A 19,434-nucleotide genomic window follows, 5' to 3' on the forward strand; every position below is an offset into this window, starting at 1 on the left:
CCGTAAAGTCACCCGCCCCGCGACCCGGGGCCTGGGGCCGCGGGCCTTCTCCGCGTAAGTAGGTGGCACCGACCCGCCATGCTCGCCTCGCGGCAAGTGGTCCCTCTAAGGGACGAAGGTTGGGCCCGGGGGCTTGGATCGAGCCGGTGCCGTACCCAGGCTAACGCACCTCCCCGGGAAGTGATTCCCGCATCGCGGGCCGACTTCGGCAGCGGCCCGGGACAGCGCCGGGCGGCACCCGCCGGAGCACCGTGACAGCGCCCGTCGGCACCCGCCCGGAGCATCCGGACAGGGCCCGGCACGGCCCGCCGGAGGCCTCTGGACGGGGCCGCGCCAGCCGCGGGAACCGCAGCCGTCAGGGCCGCCCGCTCAGTCCCGCAGCAGCTCCGGCACGCCCTGCGCGTCCGGCTGGTCACGGCGGCCGGAGACCACCGTGAGCTGCTGCGTGGCCCGGGTGAGCGCCACGTACAGCACCCGCAGACCGGCCGGGCTCTCGTCGGCGATCTCCGCCGGGGAGACCACGACCGTCGCGTCGTACTCCAGGCCCTTCGCCTCCAGTGAGCCGAGGGCCACGACCCGCTCGCCCAGGCCGGCCAGCCAGCGGGCGGCCTGCTCCCGGCGGTTCATGGCGACGACGACGCCGACGGTGCCCTCCACCTGCTCCAGCAGCCGCTCCGCCTCCGCCCGTACGGACTCGGCGAGCTCGCCGCCGTCCGGTACGACCGCGAAGCGCGGCCGCACTCCCGTGGAGCGGACGGCGGAGGGCGAGCGCATGCCCGGCATCGCCAGCCGGAGCACCGTGGCGGCCAGCTCGGCGATCTCGGCCGGGTTGCGGTAGTTCACGGTCAGCTCGAAGCGGCGGCGCGGGCGGCTGCCCAGCGCCTCGTCACGTGCCTCTGCCGCCTCTTCCGGCGATGACCAGGACGACTGGGCCGGGTCGCCGACGACCGTCCAGGTGGCGTGCCGGCCGCGGCGGCCGACCATCCGCCACTGCATGGGCGTGAGGTCCTGCGCCTCGTCGACGATGACGTGCGCGTACTCGGTGCGCTCGGCCGCCAGCCGCTCGGCCCGCTCGCGCTGTGTCTCCTCGCGCTGCGGCATCAGCTCCTCCAGGCCGGTGAGCTGGTCCAGAGGATCGAGCTCGCGCCGCTTACGCGGACGGGCGGGCGTGCCGAGCAGGGTGCTCAGCTCGTCGAGGAGTGCCACGTCGTGCACGGAAAGGGCGTCGCGCCGCAGGGAGCGGGCCAGCTTGCGCACCTCGCCGGGGTTGAGCACCCGGCGTGCCCAGCGGCCGAGGCGGCGCTCGTCGCCCATCGCGGCGAGCACCGCGCGGGGGGTCAGTTCGGGCCACCAGGCGTCCAGGAACGCGATGAAGCTGTCCTCGCCGGTCACGTCCTCGTCGAAGGAGGACCGCAGCTCGGCGGCCAGCTCCGGGTCGCCCGGGTGGCGGCCGGCGGCGCCCGACCTGGCGTACAGCGCGTCGAGGAGCAGCCGTCTGGCCCGCGGGCGCAGCAGGTTGACGGGAGCGCTTCCGCCGAGCACGTTGTGGCGGATGCGGCGGAGCTCGTCGGCCTCCAGCTCGAGCCGCCGGCCGAAGGCCACGACGCGCAGCCGCGAGGGAGTGCCCGGCGCGGCCGCCGGCTCCTCGCCCAGGGCGAGCTGTCCGTTGCGCGGTGCGGCGTCCGGCGTCTCGAGCGCGCCTCGCGCGGCGTTGCGCAGCACCTTCAGCATCCGGGAGGAGCCCTTGATGCGGGCGACGGCAGGTTCGTCGTACACCGTCGCCTCAGCGCCGTCGACCAGGGAGCCGACGGCGCGGATCGCGACCTGGCCCTCCTCGCCCAGGGACGGCAGCACGCCCTCGGTGTAGGCGACGAGCAGCGGCGTCGGGGAGACGATGAGGATGCCGCCGGCGTACCGGCGCCGGTCCTGGTAGAGCAGGTAGGCGGCCCGGTGGAGCGCCACCGCCGTCTTGCCGGTGCCGGGGCCGCCCTCCACGTATGTCACGGACGCGGCGGGGGCGCGGATGACCAGGTCCTGCTCGGCCTGGATGGACGCGACGATGTCCCGCATGGTGTGGCTGCGGGCCTGGCCGAGCGCCGCCATCAGGGCGCCGTCGCCGACGACGGGCAGTGTCTGTCCGTTCAGCGTGGCGGTCAGCTCCGGGCGCATCAGGTCGTCCTCGACGCCGAGGACCTTGCGGCCCTTGGAGCGGATGACCCGGCGGCGCACGACACGGCCGGGGTCGACCGGGGTGGAGCGGTAGAAGGGTGCCGCGGCCGGGGCGCGCCAGTCGATCACGAGCGGGGCGTAGTCGGAGTCGAGCACGCCGATCCGGCCGATGTGCAGGGTCTCGCCGATCTCGGCCGTGTTGTCGGGGCGTACGGCGTCGTCCGCCGGCTCGACGGAGGTGAAGGCGCCGTCGGGGCCCTTCTTGCCGTCCTTGCCGTGGAGCAGGTCGATCCGGCCGAAGAGGAAGTCCTCGAATTCGTTGTTGAGGCGGTTGAGGTGGACGCCGGCCCGGAAGACCTGGGCGTCCCGCTCGGCGAGGGCGCCGGGGGTGCCGACCTGTCCTCGCTTGGCGGCGTCGTTCATCAGGAACTCGGCCTCGTGGATCTTCTCCTCGAGTCGCCGGTACACCTGGTCGAGATGTTCCTGTTCGACACCGATCTCACGGTCTCTCACCGTGTCGGCGGCGGAGCCGACCACGGATCCGACAGCGGCATCCTGCGCGGCCACCGAGGCCCCCTTCTGACGTGCACTGGGCAGCCGTCAACCGTACGGCAAGTGGGCAGGTTATTGCACCTGCCCCGGCCGTGGGGGAGCGGGCGCGAAGGCCCACGAGAGGCGGCGGCCCGTGGAAGGCCGGACACGCCGAAGCGCCGCGGAAGGCCGCTGGGGTGCCGAGGGGACGTGGACATGCGGATGCGGCCGGGGGCCGCACAGCTCCCCGGCCGACGGTGGGACGGCCGCCGGCTAGGCGTCGACCTCCACCAGCCGTTGCCCGTCGAACGTGCGGACCTCGAAGTGGTCGATGTCGCCCGGGTCCATCGCGGAGCCGCCGTGGACGTACAGAGGGTTCTTGGCGTCCTTGTGGGGGCTGTCGGGGATTCCGTAGCCCCACTTCGGCACGGCCCAGGAGGTGACGACCTCCTCCTCACCGGTCTTGGAGACGGCGATGAGGTTGCACTTCAGGGGTCCCTTGACGTTCTTCAGCTCCAGGACGGCGTGGGTGCCCCAGCCCTTCTTCTCCATGCCGACGACGGCGCTGACCTTGGTGGTCGCGTCCGTGGCCCGGACCTTCTCCTCCATGTGGTTGAAGAAGGCGTCCTCGGCCGGGCTGGTGGGGTGCGGGTCGGCGCCCGCCACGGTGCTGCCGGTGTCGTCGGCGGTGACGACCACGGCGACTGCGGGGCCGCCGATGATCAGCGCCGCGGCCGCCGCGAGCAGGTACATGCCGCGCCGGCGCTTGTGGGCGCGCTTGACGGCGACCTCGTTGAGCAGCCCGTCGAGGACCTTGGGGCTCGGGGAGGTGGGCACCACGGGGACGGCACGGGGCGGCGGGAAGTCGGACATGCCCGGCATCCCGGGCAGGCTGTAGACGTTGCTCTGCGGCGGTGCGGGGGCGGGCGCCTCCGCCAGCATCGCGAGCATCGGCTCCATCCCCGAGAACTCCTCGAGGTGGGCGGCACAGATGTCGCATCCCGCCAGATGCGCCTCGAAGGCGGAGGCGTCCGCTTCGTCGAGCACGCCGAGCACATATGCGCCCACCGCGTCGTGTACGGACTCCTGCTCGTACATGGTCATGCCGAGACCCCCCTCTCCTCCAGAGCGAGCTTCATGGAACGGAGCGCGTAGAACACACGGGACCGCACGGTCCCGCTGGGTATGCCGAGCGTTTCGGCCGCTTCATTGACCGTACGCCCCTTGAAATACGTCTCGACAAGAACTTCCCTGTGGGCGGGCGTCAAATCATCGAGTGCATCCGAGAGCGTCATCAGCCACAACGCCTTGTCGATCTCGTCCTCCGCGGGCATGACCTCCAGCGGCGACGGGTCGACCTCCTGCGGCCGGGCCTGCCGGCTGCGGTGACCGTCGATGACGATGCGCCGGGCGACCGTCACCAGCCAGGGTCGGACAGAGCCGGTCGCCCGGTTGAGCTGGCCGGCGTTCTTCCAGGCACGGATGAGCGTCTCCTGTACGACGTCCTCGGCGCGCTGGCGGTCGCCGGCGACGAGGCGCAGTACATAGGCGAGCAACGGTCCTGCGTGTTCACGGTAGAGGGCACGCATCAACTCCTCGTCGGGCACGGAGGTGTCGATACGTGGCTTCTCACTGCGATGGCGGGCCCGTTGCGGACGGTCATCGGCCACGGCGGCATCCTTGCGCACCTGAACCTCCCGGTCGAGACCCTGTTTTTCACGGCTGGCTGCTTGTCCCTCTTCACTACGGGGACAGCGGGAGGTTCACTCAACGCCGGCCGAAGAAATTTCAAGATTCTTTGACGGAGGCCTTCCTGCGGTGTCTCGCCACCCGCTCGCGGTTTCCGCACACTTCGCTCGAGCACCAGCGACGCCGCCTGCCCCGTGAGGTGTCCAGATAGACGCGGCGGCAGTTGTCGCCCTCGCACTGCCGCAGCCGCGAGCGGGCGACGGGATCGGTGAGGAGCTCCACCGCGTCGCGGGCGACGAGAGCGAGCAGGGCCGCGCACTCCGGGGCGGCGCACAGCGCCCGTACCAGCGTGCCTTTGCCGCCCTTCACGGCCCTGATGCCCGGAGGCGCGTTCTGTGCACGGGCGTTGAGGATCTGGAGGGCGTCGTCCACGCTGCCTTCGTCCGGTCCGGTGCGCACCAAACGGTCTATGCAGTCGCGCAGTTCGACGAAACGTGCCACCCAGGTGCCGTCGACCCCGTGCAGCGGCGTCCCGGCGGGGACAAGACCGGCGCCGACGAGCCAGCGTGCCAGTCTCCCGGTGTCCGCGAGCGGTTCGGCGCCGCCGGCCCGGCGGTCCGGCTCCTGCGCCGTCGCCACCAGGTCCAGGCAGACGCGCCCGGAGTCGAATCGCCATTGGGACGGGTACGGACCCGCGCCCACCGCTGTCATGCGCCTGTCACCGCCTCGGGATCACCGTCGGGTGTCCCCACCAGAGTGCCTGCCCGACGGTGCGGCCGGAAGCCCTCATCGAGACGTGGACGCACGGACATGGGAATGCGACGCTCGCCCATGTCCCGTACGAGGACAGGCCGGTTGACTGGTCCCATGACACAGAACAGGGGTGCAGGAGCGGTCCTCGCGGCGGCGACCGTGACGACCGGGCTCATCGCGGGCGTCTGGTTCGCGTTCACGGTCTCGGTGATGCCGGCGCTCGGCCGCAGCGACGACCGGACCTACGTCGAGGTCATGCAGAACATCAACGAGGTGATCGAGAACCCGGCCTTCTTCGCCGCGCTCTTCGGCGCGCTCGTCCTCTCGGCCGTCTCGGCGTGGCAGCAGCGGCGTACGCCCAGGGGCCGTTGGGTGACCGCCGCGCTGGTCCTCTACGTCCTGGTGTTCGTGGTGACGTCCGCGGCGAACGTGCCGCTCAACAACGAACTCGCCGCCGCGGGCGCCCCGGACGCCATCGCCGACCCGGCCGCCGTACGGGAGGCCTTCGAGGACCCGTGGGTGCTCTGGAACACGGTGCGCACCGTGCTCACCACGGCGGCCCTGCTGTGCCTGTGGCGTGCCACGTCGCTGCCGCGCACGGCACGCCCCGACCAGGCGGGTCAGGCGTCGGCGTACTTGGCGTCGGACGCCGGGTCCAGGGCCAGCCGGTAGCCGCGTTTGACGACGGTCTGAATGATCTTGGGGGTGCCCAGTGCCGTGCGCAGCCGGGCCATGGCCGTCTCCACCGCGTGCTCGTCCCGGCCGGCGCCCGGCAGGGCGCGCAGCAGGTCGGAGCGGGCGACGACCCAGCCCGGCCGTTCCGACAGGGCCCTCATCAGGGCCATCCCGGCGGGCGGCACCGGGCGCAGTTCGTCGTCGACGAGGACGGCGTGACCACGGATCTCGAGGCGGCGGCCCGCGACCGGGAACGTACGGGCGCGGGCAGGCAGCTCGAGACCGAGCAGTTGCACCAGCGGGCCGAGTCTGAACCGCTCCGGCTGCACCGTCGGGACGCCGGCCGCCTGCAGCGGCACCGCCGTGACCGGCCCGACGCAGGCCGCGAGGACGTCGTGGTCCAGGGCGGCCAGGAGGTCGGTCAGCAGACCGCGGGACTCCGCACGGTTCAGGAGCGACGCGGCGGCCGGGGCGCTGGTGAAGGTGACGGCGTCCAGGCCGCGGGAGACGGCCGCGTCCAGCAGCCGGTCGAGCGGGGCGAGGTCCTCCGGCGGCATCCAGCGGTAGACGGGTACGAGGACGACGTCCGCTCCCGCCGCGCGCAGCGATTCGACGAACCCGGGCAGCGGCTCACCGTGCAGCTGGAGCGCGACCCGGCGGCCCGCCACTCCCTCACCGAGCAGCCGGTCCAGTACCTCCGCCATGGACTCGGAGACCGGCGACCACTCCTCGGTGAGACCCGCCGCGCGGATGGCGCCCTTGACCTTGGGGCCTCGGGCCAGCAGTTCGGCGCCGCGCAGCCGGCCCAGCAGCTGCTCCCCCAGCCCCCATCCGTCGGCCGCCTCCACCCAGCCGCGGAAGCCGATGGCGGTGGTGGCGACGACCACGTCGGGCGTGTGGTCGATCAGTTCCTTGGTGGCGGCGAGGAGCTCCGTGTCGTCGGCGAGCGGAACGATGCGCAGCGCGGGGGCGTGCAGGACGGTGGCGCCCCGCCGCTGGAGCAGCGCGCCGAGCTCGTCGGCCCGCCTGGCGGCGGTCACGCCGACGGTGAAGCCCGCGAGGGGGCCGTGCGGTTGGCCTTGGTCGTGCATCTCGGTCGTCCCCACTGGAGTGCCCTGATGGCCGGTGCCATTGAACGGTGAACGGGCGACCGAGCCTGTCAAAGGCGCGTGACAGGCCCGGTTCGCTCATATTTCACCGTCGTTACGTACTCCGCTCGCTCAGACCCGGGCGTAGACCGGTTCGGCGCCCGCTTCGGCCTCCGTCCCCGTCTGCCCGTCGCGGACCGGCACCACGACGGGCCGGCGAAGGTATACCGCCCAGGTGACGACCGAGCAGACCGCGTAGAAGGCGAGGAAGGAGACGAAGGCGGCGGTTCCGGTGCCCGCGGTCTGGAACGACTGCCGGAAGGCGAGGTTGATGGCGAGCCCGCCGACGGCGCCGACCGCGCCGATGAGTCCCATCGAGGCTCCGGAGAGCCGGCGCCCGTAGGCGGCCGCGGTCTCCCCGGTCATGCCCTTGGCGAGCGCCTTGTTCTGGAAGATGCCGGGGATCATCTTGTACGTCGAGCCGTTGCCGAGGCCGCTGAGCACGAACAGGGAGATGAATCCGACGAGGAACACGGCGAGGGACTGCTGCACCGAGGCGGCGATGACCACGGCGGTCGCGGCGGCCATGCCCACGAAGTTCCACAGCGTGATGCGCGCCCCGCCGAAGCGGTCGGCGAGCGCACCGCCCAGCGGCCGGATCAGGGAGCCGAGCAGCGGGCCGATGAAGGTCAGGGAGGCCGCCTGGAGCGGGGTGCGGCCGAACTGGGTCTGCAGCACGAGGCCGAAGGCGAAGCTGTAGCCGATGAACGAGCCGAAGGTGCCGACGTAGAGGAAGGCCATGATCCAGGTGTGGCCGTCCTTGGCCGCGTCGATCGCCGCGCCGGTGTCGTTCTTCACCGGGGCGAGGTTGTCCATCCACAGCGCGGCGCACAGCGCGGCGAGGATGATCAGCGGCAGGTAGATGCCGAGCACCAGCCGCGGGTGCGCCGCGCCGGCCGTACCGATGATCAGCAGCGCGACCAGCTGGATGACCGGAACGCCGATGTTGCCGCCGCCCGCGTTGAGGCCGAGCGCCCAGCCCTTCTTGCGCAGCGGGAAGAAGGCGTTGATGTTCGTCATCGACGAGGCGAAGTTGCCCCCGCCGACACCCGTGAGGGCGGCGACGGCGAGGAACGTCGTGTACGAGGTGCCCGGCTCCATCACCAGGTACGCCGCGGCGGTGGGGAGCAGCAGCAACAGGGCGCTGAAGATCGTCCAGTTCCGGCCGCCGAATTTGGCGACGGCGAACGTGTACGGCACCCGGATCACCGCGCCGACGACGGTCGCCGTGGCGATCAGGAAGAACTTGCCGGCGGGGTCGACCCCGTACTCGGGCCCCATGAAGAGGACCATCACCGACCACAGGCTCCAGATGGAGAACCCGATGTGCTCACTGAGCACGGAGAAGGCGAGGTTGCGCCGTGCGACCCGCTCCCCCTTGGTCCGCCAGAAGGTCTCGTCCTCGGGGTCCCACTCTTCGATCCATCGGCCTGCCATCACGCGCCTCCACCTGTTTCCGATCGTGGAAGCGACGTTATGGACGGCGGGTTTCAGGCCGGTGCCTGGAGGTGACCGGCGCGAAACCTTGCTCTCACCCGTCGGTCAGGCCGTGTGTGAGCGGCGCCGCCGTGGCTCTCCGTTGGGCCACAGCCGCGGACGGCGCTTGGCGGCGAGGTCCTCGGCCCAGCCGAAGACCAGGACGCACCCCGCGATCAGCGCCCAGGCGAGCAGCAGCACCGGTACCCAGCTCTCCAGCAGCCAGGGGGCCTGCTCCGCGAGGAGGTCGACGTCCCACATGGCGTCCCACAGCGCCGCCGCGCCCAGGATGCACACGTTGTGCCAGAGGTAGACGGTCACCGCCCGCGCGTTGAGGAGGGTGATCAGGCTGTCCCATTGCCGCAGCTTCGGCGGCCACGACTCCCACGACGGACTGAAGTGCAGCAGCAGCATCACCGCGCCGAGCGACCAGAGGGCGTCGGCCGGCGGGATGCCGTCGAGCTCGGCTCCCGAGCCGAAGCCGTTGCGGCGGGCCCACCAGATACCGGCCAGCATGACGAACGGCGCGACGGAAGGCACGAGGTAGCGCGGCAGGCGGGCCAGGACGCCCTCCTGGCGGGCCATGCCGAGGATCCAGCAGGCGCCGAAGGTGGTGAAGTCGGTGAGCGCCGAGTCGATGCGTTCCGGCATGGAGAGGTACCCGGCGGCCAGCCCGAAGGACAGGGCGAGCGGCGCGGCGAGGGTCGCCCACGGCAGCTTGCGCAGGCAGCGCAGCAGCAGCGGCGACAGGAGCACGAACCACAGATAGGCGCGCAGGTACCAGAGCGGCTCGGCCAGGTCGCCGGCCCACCCGGCGGCGAGGAACGGCGGGTCACTCAAGGGCAGGAGCCAGAAGACCGCGGAGGGTCCGGGGCGCCATCCCTCGACGATCATCGCGGTGACCGCCGCGGCTCCCAGCACCCACAGCGGCGGCAGCAGCCGCCGTACCCTGCTGCGGATCACCTGGAACGCCGGCCGGGCGAGGGAGCGTGCCATCAGTGACCCGGCGAGGGCGAACATCACGCCCATGGACGGGAAGACGAGCGGCAGCCAGGCCCAGCCCACCAGGTGGTAGAGCACGACCCGGAACAGGGCGAGCGCCCGGAGCAGGTCGAAGTAGCGGTCCCGGCCGCCCGCGGGCACCGGGGACGTGCCCCCCGACTGCGGCGGCGCCGTCTGCGGTGAGGTGTACGGGGTCATGCGACGGGCCTCCGCTCCCCGGCGCGCTGCCGCTGCTGGACGACTCCGGGTGCCTCGACGGCCCCGGTGCGCCGCAGTTTCTGCCAGCGCAGCCGGCCGCCGGTGAGCGCGGTGATCCAGGACTGGAGGAGGACCACGTACATCAGCTGGCGGTAGAGGATCTGCTGCAGCGGCAGGGAGACGAGGTGGACCATGCGTTCCTTGTCGAGCCGGAAGGCGTAGGCGGCGCAGACCGCCTGGATCGCGAGTACGCCGAGCCAGGCGGCGATGGTCTTCTGCGTCGGGCCGAAGACCAGCCCGTACAGCAGGAAGACGTCGATCAGCGGCGCGAGCAGCGGGGCGAGCACCATGAACAGGGAGACCAGGGGCAGGCCGACCCGGCCGAAGCGGCCGGAGGGCCCCTTCTCGACGAGGGCACGGCGGTGCTTCCAGATGGCCTGCATGGTGCCGTAGCTCCAGCGGTAGCGCTGGGACCACAGCTGCTGCACGGACTCGGGGGCCTCGGTCCAGGCGCGTGCCTTCTCCGCGTAGACGACCCTCCAGCCGTCGCGGTGCATGGCCATGGTGATGTCGGTGTCCTCGGCGAGGGTGTCCTCGCTCATGCCGCCGACGCGCTCGAGCGCGGTGCGGCGGAAGGCTCCGACGGCGCCGGGGATGGTGGGCATGCAGCCGAGCAGGTCGTACATGCGGCGGTCGAGGTTGAAGCCCATCACGTACTCGATGTGCTGCCAGGCCCCGATGAGGGTGTCGCGGTTGCCGACCTTGGCATTGCCGGCCACCGCGCCGACGCGGGGGTCACCGAAGGGCTGCACGAGTTCGCGGACGGTGGACGGCTCGAAGACGGTGTCGCCGTCCATCATGACGACGATCTCGTAGCGGGCGTTCCTGATGCCGTTGTTGAGGGCGGCGGGCTTGCCCGAGTTGGGCTGCCGTACGACGCGGACGCCGCGCAGGCCCATCGCCTCGACGATGTCGGCGGTGCCGTCGCTGGAGCCGTCGTCGATGACGATGACCTCGAGGGGGTGGTCGCTCGCCATGAGCGAGCGGACCGTGTTGGCGATGCACTCGCGTTCGTTGTACGCGGGGACCAGCACGGACACCGGCCGGGTGATGGGAGGCCCCCAGCTGAATCCCTTCCGGCGCACCTTGCGGGCGTGCGCGAAGGAGAGGATCAGCATCAGCCCGAAGCGGGCGAAGACCAGCACGCCGATCACGGCGAGCCCGACGACCATGACCTCCGTGGTGTTCTCCGAGACGGCGACGGCGCCGACGAAGGCCTTGCCCTTCCACAGTTCCGGTCCGGTGACCGGGCTGTGGGCGCTGGGCACGCCGAGCGCCTCCGTGAGGTTGGTGAACCGGTAGCCGCGTTCCTTCATGTCGGGCAGGAAGCGCTCCAGGGCCGCGACCGTCTGGGAGCGGTCGCCGCCGGAGTCGTGCATCAGCACGATGGATCCCTGGGTGCCCTCGGGGGTGGCGCGCTTGATGATCGCGTCGACGCCGGGGCGCTTCCAGTCCTCGGAGTCGGTGTTGTTGAAGGCGGTGATGTAGCCGCGGGTGCCGATGTACTGGGTGACCGGCCAGGACTCGTTGTCGAGGGCGTCGGAGAAGGAGGAGTACGGGGGACGGAACAGAGAGGTGCGGATGCCCGCGGCGCCGGCGAGCGCCAGCTGGTTCTGCGACAGCTCCCAGTCGATGCGGTCGGTGGACTGGAAGGACAGGTCCGGGTGGTTGAAGGTGTGCAGGCCGATCTCGTGACCTTCGCGCACCATGCGTTCGACCAGGTCCGGGTGGCGCGAGGCCATGGTGCCGGTGACGAAGAAGACGGCATGCGCGTCGTACCGGGCGAGGGCGTCGAGGACCTTCGGCGTCCAGACGGGGTCCGGGCCGTCGTCGAAGGTCAGCACGAGCCGCTGGTCGGGCACGCTGAGCGCCTTGGGGTTGTGCTTGTCGCGCGCGTCGATGACGGGGCCGCCGTCGAGTATGTGCTGGGGGACCTGGTCCGTGGGGGCCGGGGGCCGGACGCGGTGGTCGGCGAGGATCTCGCTGTGCACATAGCCGCGCAGCATCAGCATCGCGAGCAGCGCGACGAGGAAGAGCACGGGAAGCAGATAGCGCATGGGCAGTCTGCGGCGTACGACGCGCTTGGGGCTCCGCCGTCGCGGAGCCCCTGGGACGGGGATGGTCATCTACAGTGCGCCTTCTTGCACGGGCTGTCCGGGAGTATCACTGGGCGCCGCGGAGGTACCGGGGCCCGTGGGAGGGCTGACGGCCGGGGCCGGAGCGCTGTTGCGGGGTGTGCCGGGGCTCGCGGCCGGGCCGGTGGTACCCGGCCCGCGGGACGGCTGCTGAGGGGTGGTGGACGTCGAGACGGACGGCGGCACGTCAGGCAGCGGGCTGCTGACGCCCGCGCTGCCCGACGGCACCGGCAGGGCCGCCCCGGCGGAGTCGGAGGGGGCCGGGACGCCCGGTGGGGCGTTCGGCGTGGGCACCGTGGACACGAGGTCGGTGGGCGCGGGCTGGATCTCCACGTGCTCGGGCTGCTTCTCCCCGGCCGAACCGAGGCCCGGCATCCACGGCGCGCTGGAGTTGCCGCCGAGGAGGGCGGCGACGAGCGTGATCGCGTAGACGGCGCACGCGGCGGCCAGGACCCAGCCGATACGGCGGAACTTCTTGCTGCGCCGGCCGCTCTCGTCGACGAAGACGGGCCCCTCCGCGCTGTCCTGGGGGGCGATCGGCTCCACCGGAAGATCGCGCAACTTCCGCCCGAGGCCGTCGAGTTGAATCGTCACCTCGTGCGGTTCGTGCGTGTGACCGGTACCGATGTCTTCTTGCCAATTTTCCATGGCTGGTGGCACATCCCCCCACTGACTGGAATCGGGTGCGCGCACAACCGGCCGGCCGCGTTCGAATTCGGGTCCCCAACCCTCTCCGAGCGCTTCTATCCCACTCACTCACCCGGTCCATGAATGTAGCGCAACCTGCTGCACGTCGCGCGCCACGCTCAGCGGTTGTCACACATCAGCGACATATCACGTTCCGGCAACCACCCGCCGGGCACCCTTTTCAGCCACCCTTCGCGCGCGGCGAGTTCGGCCGCCGCACGCCGCAGCGCGTCGAGACCGGGATGCCGCAGCCCGGCACGCCAGACCATCGACAGCGGCGACAGCGGAACGGGGTCGACTATCGGCCGAAGGACCGTCCCCGGCATGGCCGGAAAGCCCACGACCGCGAGGACCGGGTTGCGGGTCTTCGCCATGACCCGCCGGAACTCCTCGACCCCCACGGCCATGGGTGCCGGCGGCGCCACGGCGATACCGCGGCCCGCGAAGAGAAGCCGCGCCAGCTCCGTCCACTCCAGCGTCCTGGGGTTGCCCGCACCGGCATATACGGTCTCACCCGCGAGTGCGTTCAACTCGATCCGGTCGGAGGGGGCCAGCGGATGGTCGTCGGGCAACAGGACCGCCATCGGCTCGTACCGTACGGGCTGCTGGGCCAGCAGCGCCTGCCGGCCGGCGTCCAGGCCGGCGAAGCGGCCGAAGGAGACATCGAGACGCCCAGCGGCGATCTCGTCGGCGGCTCCGGTGAGCCCGCTCTCGAATCGGGCCATCAGCTCGCAGTCGGGGGCCAGTTCACGGGCGCGCTCCAGGATCCGGCCCGAGGTCATGCCCGCGCTGTTGAGGTCGACGAGCAGCGGCCGCGCGGCGCCGGAGGCGGCGGCGAGCAGTTCGTCCTGCGTCTCGAGCACCCTCCGCGCATACGGAACCAGCCGCTCGCCGTCGGCCGTGAGGGCGACCTGCCGGGTGGTGCGGACGAACAGGTCGACGCCCAACTCCCTTTCCAGCCGTCGGACGTCACGGCTCAGGGCCTGCTGGGCGACGTAGAGGCGGGCGGCGGCGCGGGTGAAGTGCAGCTCGTCGGCGACGGCGACGAACGCGCGGAGCAGCCTGGGTTCCAGATCACGGGGCACAGCGCATTCAACAACACAGGTGCGTGAACGGCCACCGAGCAGGTGTTGGACCGGCCGCGGGGGCGGCGGCGAGGGTGGAGCCATGCCCAGGCCAGCCACGCCCTCTCCAGCCGTGCCCCGCTCCCCCGCGTCCCGTCCCGCCCGCTCCGGGGACACGGCGTGCGCGCCCCTGCTCGCGGTCACCGGCGACTCGCTGGTGCTCGCGCCGCGCCGCGGGACCGGCTCGCCCACGGCGGCCTTCGCCCCGACCGGCCGGCCGCAGGGCCCCTACCGGCGGCTGTTCTCCGTACCGGGCACACGCGCCTTCACCGCCGGGAACCTCGTCGCCCGGCTCCCCATGGGGATGTTCAGCGTCAGCGCCGTCATCATGATCGCCGGGTCCCGAGGTTCCTACGCCCTCGCCGGGGCCGTCACCGCGACCGGCCTTGCCGCCACCGCGCTGGTCGCTCCCTGGACGGCGCGGCTCGTCGACCGGTACGGACAGGCGCGGATCGCCGTCCCCGCCACGGCCCTGGCGGTCCTCGGATCGCTCGCCCTGCTGCTGTGCGTACGCCTCGACGCGCCCGACTGGACGCTCTTCGCCGCCTACGCCGCCACCGCCACCACCCCCAACACCGGCGGCATGTCACGTGCCCGCTGGGCGCATCTGTACCGGGGCGACGCGGCGGCACTGTACACGGCGAACTCGTTCGAGCAGGCCGCCGACGAACTCTGCTTCATGCTCGGCCCCGTTGTGGCCGCGTTCCTCTGCTCCGCGCTCTTCCCGGAGGCAGGCACGCTGGTCGGCGCGGTCCTGCTGCTGACGGGCGTGCTGATCTTCGCGAGCCGGCGCTCCACGGAGCCGCCGGTCGCCCCGCGGGTCCCGGCCGGCTCGCCGCTGCGGACCGCCGGCATGCCCGCGCTGCTTCTCGTCCTCCTCGCCACGGGCGCGGTCTTCGGCTCGATGGAGGTCGTCACCATCGCCTTCGCCGACGGCCCGGTCGCGGGTCCGGTCCTCGCGTTCCAGGCGGCGGGGTCCTGCGCCGCGGGCCTGCTCTACGGCCGGTCCCGCCGCGCGGCGGGCCTGCCCACCTGCCTCGCCGCGATGACGGCCCTGATGTCGCTGCCGCTGCTCGCCGCCGTGGGCACCGGGTCGCTGCCGGCGGTGGCGGGGGCGCTGCTGGCCGCCGGGATGGCGACGGCCCCGACGATGGTGACGGCGATGACCATGGTCCAGCGGCTGACCCCGCAGGCGCAGATCAACGAAGGCATGACCCTCGCTGTCACCGCTCTGCTCGGCGGCGTCGCGGCCGGCTCGGCGAGCGGCGGGTACGTGGTGGAGCATCTGGGTGCGGCTCAGGGCTACGCGATCCCGGTGTGCGCCGCGGCGCTCGCGCTCGTACTGGCGTGGGCGACGGCTGAGGACACGAAAAAGGCCCGGAAGCCGTAGCCGCCGAGCCTTCGTCGTACATGGGATGAGTGGAGATGGCGGGAATCGAACCCGCGTCCAACGGTGCAGAATCAGGGCTTCTCCGTGTGCAGTCCGCTGCGCTTTTCTCAGCCCCGGAGATCACGCGGACAAGTCTCCGACGGGCTCAGTCACTGTTTGATTTCCCTACGCACCCCGTGACCGGGTTCGTAGGTTTAGTTCCCTAGCTGATGCCAGGATCCGGGTCGGGAACAGCCCCGGGCTGACACTTCGCGAGTCGCTACTTAGGCAGCGAGGGCGAAGGAATCGCGCTTGGTGTTGGCGATTATTGGTTGCGACATATGGTTTACGAGATCATTGCCGCTTCCTCGACACGCTTCCCCTGCTTCGACATCCGCTGTCGAAACCGATCATCCCCATGCTTGACCACTATTGAGTTGTACCGCTCAAGGCCCCTTGCGGGGCCCGGCCCCTGCTTGGCGGGGCAGGTGCCATCGTACGTGAACAACACAGGCCGGTGCCAGCCTATTCCGCGCGGCCGCGGCCGGTGCCGGTCGCGTGCTAGGCCCGCTGCCTCCGGCGGACGGCGGACACCGCGCGGTCGGCCTCGCGACGGTCCTGCTTCTCGCGCAGCGTCTGGCGCTTGTCGTACTCCTTCTTGCCCTTCGCCAGCGCGATCTCGACCTTCGCCCGGCCGTCCTTGAAGTACAGCGCCAGCGGCACGATGGTGTGCCCCGTCTCCTGCGACTTCGACTCCAGCTTGTCGATCTCTTCCCGGTGCATCAGCAGCTTGCGCTTGCGGCGTGCGCTGTGGTTCGTCCAGGTGCCCTGGCTGTACTCCGGCACGTGGACGTTGTGCAGCCACGCCTCGTTGCCGTCGATCTGGACGAAGCCGTCCGCGAGCGATGCCCGGCCCTGGCGCAGCGACTTCACCTCGGTACCCATCAGCACGAGACCGCACTCGTAGGTGTCGAGAATGTGGTAGTCGTGCCGCGCCTTCTTGTTCTGCGCGATCAGTTTGCGCCCTGTTTCCTTAGCCATAGTGCGGACATTTTCGCACTACGACCCGCCCCCGAGGCCACTCAATACTGTCCGGGCCCTTTTCTCTGCCCCCTCGGCCGTCACGAGGTCGGGAGTGATGCCCTTGTCGTCGACACTGTGACCGGACGGAGTGCGGTAGTGACCGACGGTGAGTTCGGCGACGGAGCCGTCGGGCAGCCTGCTCGGCATCTGCACCGAGCCCTTGCCGAATGTCCGCGTGCCGACCGTGACCGCACGGCCACGGTCCTTGAGTGCTCCGGTGACCAGCTCGGCGGCGCTCATGGTGCCGGCGTCGACGAGTGTGACGACGGGCCGGTCGGTGTCGCCGCCCTGCTCGGCATGGAGAGCGCGCTGCTCGCCGCGCACGTCGTAGGTGGCGACGAGGCCCCCGTCGAGGAAGGCCGACGCCGCGGTGACCGCCTCGGAGACGAGGCCGCCCTCGTTGCCGCGCAGATCGAGCAGGACCCCGGCGCCCGCGGGAGCCTCGCGCACGGCCTTGCGCACCCGCTCCCCGGTGCCCTTGGTGAACGAGGAGACCCTGATCACCACGGCGCCGTCGGGGAGACGGTCCACGGTGACCGTCTCCGTGGTCAGCAGGGCGCGCGTCAGGGTCTCGGACCAGCGGTGCCCGTCACGTTCCAGGTCCACCGTCACAGCGGTGCCGTCGGCGCCCCTGAGCAGGGCCACGACCTCGGTGACCGGCCGCCGGGCGGTGTCGCGGCCGTCGATCGCGAGGAGCCGGTCGCGGGGCTTTATCCCGGCCCGCTCGGCGGGGCTGCCCGGCTGCACCCTGGCCACCTCGACCCGGCCGTCCGCCGCGCGTCTCGCGCCGAGGCCCACGCCGGTGTACTCCCCGTCGAGGGCTTTGGCGAACTCCTCGTACTCGTGCTTGTCGTAGACGGCGCCCCAGCGGTCGCCGCTGCGGCTGACGACCTCTTCCGCCGCCTTGGTGCCCGACTTCCCTTCCGCCGCGGCCTTCGCGGCGGCGCGGGCGACGTCCTCACGGTCCACCGTCGCGGCGGCGGCATGTGCGGAGAGCGGACGGGGCGAGGCCGGCTCGTCGTGCGGCAGGCAGTTGGTGGCCGCCGCGGTGGCGAGGACGACTCCGAAGGCCAACGTCAGCGCGGCCCCGCGGCGGATGCCGTGGGGCCGGGGACTGAGCTCGGGGTCCGACATGTCGCCGAGTCTAGGACAAGCAAAGGGCGCCGTACGGAGGTTGACCGCACGGCGCCCGGGGTGCTTGTCACACCTTCAGGTACTTGCGCAATGCGACGAAAGCAGCCACAGCGGGCATCAGCAGCCCGATCGCCAGTACCAGCGGCAACTTGGTGATCACGGCGTCCCAGCCGATGAAGTTGACCAGCTGCATCTTCTCGGAGAGCGCCAGGCCGTGGTCGATCAGGAAGTAACGGCCCACCAGCAGCATCACGGAGGCGACCGCACCACCCAACAGGCCCGCGAACGCGGCCTCCATGATGAACGGCATCTGGATGTAGAAGCTCGAGGCGCCGACGAGCCGCATGATGCCTGTCTCACGCCGACGGCTGAACGCGGAAACGCGCACGGTGTTGACGATGAGCATCAGCGCGATGATCAGCATCAGGCCCATGACGAAGATGGCGGCCACGTTCATGCCGTTCATCAGGGAGAAGAGGTTCTCCAGGATGTTGCGCTGGTCCTGGACGGACTGCACCCCGTCCCGGCCGGCGAAGGCGGTCGCCACCACCTTGTACTTCTCCGGGTCGTCCAGCTTCACCCGGAACGACTCCTGCATCTGGTCCGGGGTGATGGTGGACGCGATGGGAGTGTCGCCGTACTGCTCGCGGTAGTGCTTGTACGCCTGTTCCGCAGTCTCGTGGTGGACCACGTCGACGACGTCCATCTTCTTCAGATCGGCCTCGATCTGCTCCTTCTGCGCGGTGGTGACGGCCCCCTTGGCGCACTGGGGCGAGGTCGACGCGTCGTTCTTGTTGCAGAGGAAGATGGAGACGTTGACCTTGTCGTACCAGAAGTCCTTCATCGTGCTGACCTGCTCACGCATGAGCAGCGCGCCGCCGAACAGGGCGAGCGAGAGGGCTACGGAGACGATCACCGCGAAGGTCATCGTGAGATTGCGGCGGAGACCGACGCCGATCTCCGACATGACGAACTGGGCGCGCATGGCGTGCTTTCAGCCTTTCAGTCTGTCCGGGCTCAGTGCTGGTAGCCGTAGACGCCGCGCGCCTGGTCGCGTACGAGACGGCCCTTCTCGAGCTCGATGACGCGCTTGCGCATCTGGTCGACGATGTTCTGGTCGTGGGTCGCCATGATCACCGTGGTGCCCGTGCGGTTGATCCTGTCAAGCAGCTTCATGATGCCGACAGAGGTCTGCGGGTCGAGGTTTCCTGTCGGCTCGTCCGCGATGAGCAGCATGGGGCGGTTGACGAAGGCGCGGGCGATGGCCACGCGCTGCTGTTCACCACCGGACAGCTCACCGGGCATCCGGTCCTCCTTGCCGCCGAGCCCGACGAGGTCGAGCACCTGGGGCACGGCCTTGCGGATCTCGCCACGCGGCTTGCCGATGACCTCCTGGGCGAACGCCACGTTCTCCGCGACGGTCTTGTTGGGCAGGAGGCGGAAGTCCTGGAAAACGGTGCCCAGCTGGCGGCGCATCTGAGGCACCTTCCAGTTGGAGAGCCGGGCCAGGTCCTTGCCCAGGACATGGACCATGCCCTGACTGGCGCGCTCCTCACGCAGGACCAGCCGCAGGAACGTCGACTTGCCCGAACCGGAAGAGCCCACGAGGAAGACGAACTCGCCCTTCTCGATTTCGAGGGAGACGTCCCGCAGAGCAGGTCGGTTCTGCCTGGGGTATGTCTTGGAGACGTTGTCGAATCGGATCACGGGTGCACCACGGTCGGCCGGGAGTAGGTGAGCGTGACCTTACGCGACTGCGCCACGGCCGCGCAGTCCCCGTCCTGACTTGCGCATTTTGTCCGTTCGTCGATCGGGGGCAAATCCGGCGGGCCGCGACGAAAAGCGCGGGAGCTGGCACAGTGGTAGGGGAACAGTCGCGTTTCCCCGGGCGTTGTCCGGAGAGAAATGTGCTTGCGGTCCGCGCCTGCGGCCCCGGCGCGGGAGAGGAGAGCGCATGACCTATGACCGATTGGTGTGCGCCAACTGCGCGGCGCCTGTCGCCGAGGGCCGCTGCCCGGTGTGCCGGGCGAATCGCGAGCGGCTGCAGCAGAGCGGCGGCCCCTTCGCCGGCCTGAGCCCGGTGGCCCTGCTGGCCCTTCTGGTGGTGCTGGTCGCCGCGGTGGCCCTGCTGGCGGTCTAGGCACGCCCCGCCGGTCGGCCGAAGCGGAAGAACGGCAAAAGGGCCCGGAGTGCTGAGCACT

General features: G+C 70.9%; 17 protein-coding genes and 1 other RNA gene. 3 read left to right on the forward strand and 15 right to left on the reverse strand.

From position 1 onward, the window contains the following. Positions 1–369: 369 nt before the first annotated feature. The 4 genes from ACWGH4_RS12665 to ACWGH4_RS12680 all read right to left on the reverse strand — a co-directional run bounded on the left by ACWGH4_RS12665 (position 370) and on the right by ACWGH4_RS12680 (position 5,100). Positions 370–2,736 carry a HelD family protein gene (locus ACWGH4_RS12665; RefSeq protein WP_453459251.1) on the reverse strand — a complete coding sequence of 789 codons (2,367 nt, stop codon included), beginning with the start codon at positions 2,734–2,736 and terminating at the stop codon, positions 370–372. A gap of 237 nt (positions 2,737–2,973) precedes the next feature. After that, complete coding sequence (locus ACWGH4_RS12670) at positions 2,974–3,804, reverse strand: zf-HC2 domain-containing protein (RefSeq protein WP_441265466.1); 831 nt, start codon at positions 3,802–3,804, stop codon at positions 2,974–2,976. Beyond that, entirely contained in the window at positions 3,801–4,388 is a 588-nt protein-coding gene (locus ACWGH4_RS12675) for a sigma-70 family RNA polymerase sigma factor (RefSeq protein WP_005316925.1), read from the reverse strand. Before ACWGH4_RS12675 ends, ACWGH4_RS12670 begins: the two co-directional genes overlap by 4 nt. A 100-nt stretch (positions 4,389–4,488) precedes the next feature. Further along, positions 4,489–5,100, reverse strand: coding sequence for a CGNR zinc finger domain-containing protein (locus ACWGH4_RS12680; protein WP_453459254.1), 612 nt, complete (start codon positions 5,098–5,100; stop codon positions 4,489–4,491). 156 nt (positions 5,101–5,256) lie between these two features. Between ACWGH4_RS12680 and ACWGH4_RS12685 the strand changes: the two genes are divergently transcribed. Then, positions 5,257–5,814 carry an anthrone oxygenase family protein gene (locus ACWGH4_RS12685; RefSeq protein WP_453459257.1) on the forward strand — a complete coding sequence of 186 codons (558 nt, stop codon included), beginning with the start codon at positions 5,257–5,259 and terminating at the stop codon, positions 5,812–5,814. Here the strand turns inward: ACWGH4_RS12685 and ACWGH4_RS12690 are convergent. The 6 genes from ACWGH4_RS12690 to ACWGH4_RS12715 all read right to left on the reverse strand — a co-directional run bounded on the left by ACWGH4_RS12690 (position 5,763) and on the right by ACWGH4_RS12715 (position 13,608). Next, the gene (locus ACWGH4_RS12690) at positions 5,763–6,908 is read right to left on the reverse strand and encodes a uroporphyrinogen-III synthase (RefSeq protein WP_453459260.1); all 1,146 of its coding nucleotides are present in this window, start codon (positions 6,906–6,908) and stop codon (positions 5,763–5,765) included. The two genes, ACWGH4_RS12685 and ACWGH4_RS12690, sit on opposite strands and share 52 nt — an antisense overlap. Positions 6,909–7,037: 129 nt before the next feature. After that, complete coding sequence (locus ACWGH4_RS12695; protein WP_441265462.1) at positions 7,038–8,402, reverse strand: MFS transporter; 1,365 nt, start codon at positions 8,400–8,402, stop codon at positions 7,038–7,040. 105 nt (positions 8,403–8,507) lie between these two features. After that, complete coding sequence (locus ACWGH4_RS12700) at positions 8,508–9,641, reverse strand: acyltransferase family protein (protein ID WP_453459264.1); 1,134 nt, start codon at positions 9,639–9,641, stop codon at positions 8,508–8,510. Then, positions 9,638–11,758, reverse strand: coding sequence for a glycosyltransferase (locus ACWGH4_RS12705; RefSeq protein WP_441265602.1), 2,121 nt, complete (start codon positions 11,756–11,758; stop codon positions 9,638–9,640). The genes ACWGH4_RS12700 and ACWGH4_RS12705 overlap by 4 nt, the downstream gene beginning before the upstream one ends. Positions 11,759–11,827: 69 nt before the next feature. Next, on the reverse strand, positions 11,828–12,484 hold the full coding sequence (locus ACWGH4_RS12710; RefSeq protein WP_453459267.1) for a hypothetical protein: 657 nt from the start codon (positions 12,482–12,484) through the stop codon (positions 11,828–11,830). A 158-nt stretch (positions 12,485–12,642) separates the two neighbouring features. Beyond that, positions 12,643–13,608: a LysR family transcriptional regulator gene (locus ACWGH4_RS12715; protein WP_453459270.1), complete on the reverse strand. Its 966-nt coding sequence runs from the start codon at positions 13,606–13,608 to the stop codon at positions 12,643–12,645. 82 nt (positions 13,609–13,690) lie between these two features. Here ACWGH4_RS12715 and ACWGH4_RS12720 point away from each other — a divergent pair, with 82 nt between their 5' ends. Continuing rightward, on the forward strand, positions 13,691–15,037 hold the full coding sequence (locus tag ACWGH4_RS12720) for an MFS transporter (RefSeq protein ID WP_453459273.1): 1,347 nt from the start codon (positions 13,691–13,693) through the stop codon (positions 15,035–15,037). A gap of 27 nt (positions 15,038–15,064) precedes the next feature. On the opposite strand, the gene ssrA is transcribed toward ACWGH4_RS12720, so the two are convergent. From ssrA to ftsE, 5 genes are all read right to left on the reverse strand, one after another. After that, positions 15,065–15,434: a transfer-messenger RNA gene (ssrA, locus tag ACWGH4_RS12725) on the reverse strand. Between the two features lie 143 nt (positions 15,435–15,577). Next, positions 15,578–16,057: an SsrA-binding protein SmpB gene (gene smpB / locus ACWGH4_RS12730; protein WP_441265457.1), complete on the reverse strand. Its 480-nt coding sequence runs from the start codon at positions 16,055–16,057 to the stop codon at positions 15,578–15,580. A gap of 18 nt (positions 16,058–16,075) precedes the next feature. Then, entirely contained in the window at positions 16,076–17,233 is a 1,158-nt protein-coding gene (locus tag ACWGH4_RS12735) for a S41 family peptidase (RefSeq protein ID WP_453459277.1), read from the reverse strand. Between the two features lie 67 nt (positions 17,234–17,300). Continuing rightward, entirely contained in the window at positions 17,301–18,218 is a 918-nt protein-coding gene (gene ftsX / locus ACWGH4_RS12740) for a permease-like cell division protein FtsX (RefSeq protein ID WP_159691532.1), read from the reverse strand. Positions 18,219–18,250: 32 nt separating this feature from the next. Continuing rightward, the gene (ftsE, locus tag ACWGH4_RS12745) at positions 18,251–18,940 is read right to left on the reverse strand and encodes a cell division ATP-binding protein FtsE (RefSeq protein WP_005316903.1); all 690 of its coding nucleotides are present in this window, start codon (positions 18,938–18,940) and stop codon (positions 18,251–18,253) included. Positions 18,941–19,187: 247 nt separating this feature from the next. On the opposite strand from ftsE, the gene ACWGH4_RS12750 reads away from it, so the two are divergent. Then, the gene (locus tag ACWGH4_RS12750; RefSeq protein ID WP_441265455.1) at positions 19,188–19,373 is read left to right on the forward strand and encodes a hypothetical protein; all 186 of its coding nucleotides are present in this window, start codon (positions 19,188–19,190) and stop codon (positions 19,371–19,373) included. Positions 19,374–19,434 lie beyond the last annotated feature (61 nt).

It is taken from the genome of Streptomyces sp. NPDC054847 (assembly GCF_053610925.1).

Excerpts from the sequence above, each read along its gene's own strand:
- ACWGH4_RS12670 (WP_441265466.1), bottom strand. The coding sequence starts at position 3,804 with ATGACCATGTACGAGCAGGAGTCCGTACACGACGCGGTGGGCGCATAT.
- ACWGH4_RS12680 (WP_453459254.1), bottom strand. The coding sequence starts at position 5,100 with ATGACAGCGGTGGGCGCGGGTCCGTACCCGTCCCAATGGCGATTCGAC.
- ACWGH4_RS12685 (WP_453459257.1), top strand. The coding sequence starts at position 5,257 with ATGACACAGAACAGGGGTGCAGGAGCGGTCCTCGCGGCGGCGACCGTG.
- ACWGH4_RS12690 (WP_453459260.1), bottom strand. The coding sequence starts at position 6,908 with ATGCACGACCAAGGCCAACCGCACGGCCCCCTCGCGGGCTTCACCGTC.
- ACWGH4_RS12695 (WP_441265462.1), bottom strand. The coding sequence starts at position 8,402 with ATGGCAGGCCGATGGATCGAAGAGTGGGACCCCGAGGACGAGACCTTC.
- ACWGH4_RS12700 (WP_453459264.1), bottom strand. The coding sequence starts at position 9,641 with ATGACCCCGTACACCTCACCGCAGACGGCGCCGCCGCAGTCGGGGGGC.
- ACWGH4_RS12705 (WP_441265602.1), bottom strand. The coding sequence starts at position 11,758 with ATGCGCTATCTGCTTCCCGTGCTCTTCCTCGTCGCGCTGCTCGCGATG.
- ACWGH4_RS12710 (WP_453459267.1), bottom strand. The coding sequence starts at position 12,484 with ATGGAAAATTGGCAAGAAGACATCGGTACCGGTCACACGCACGAACCG.
- ACWGH4_RS12720 (WP_453459273.1), top strand. The coding sequence starts at position 13,691 with ATGCCCAGGCCAGCCACGCCCTCTCCAGCCGTGCCCCGCTCCCCCGCG.
- smpB (WP_441265457.1), bottom strand. The coding sequence starts at position 16,057 with ATGGCTAAGGAAACAGGGCGCAAACTGATCGCGCAGAACAAGAAGGCG.
- ACWGH4_RS12735 (WP_453459277.1), bottom strand. The coding sequence starts at position 17,233 with ATGTCGGACCCCGAGCTCAGTCCCCGGCCCCACGGCATCCGCCGCGGG.
- ftsX (WP_159691532.1), bottom strand. The coding sequence starts at position 18,218 with ATGCGCGCCCAGTTCGTCATGTCGGAGATCGGCGTCGGTCTCCGCCGC.
- ACWGH4_RS12750 (WP_441265455.1), top strand. The coding sequence starts at position 19,188 with ATGACCTATGACCGATTGGTGTGCGCCAACTGCGCGGCGCCTGTCGCC.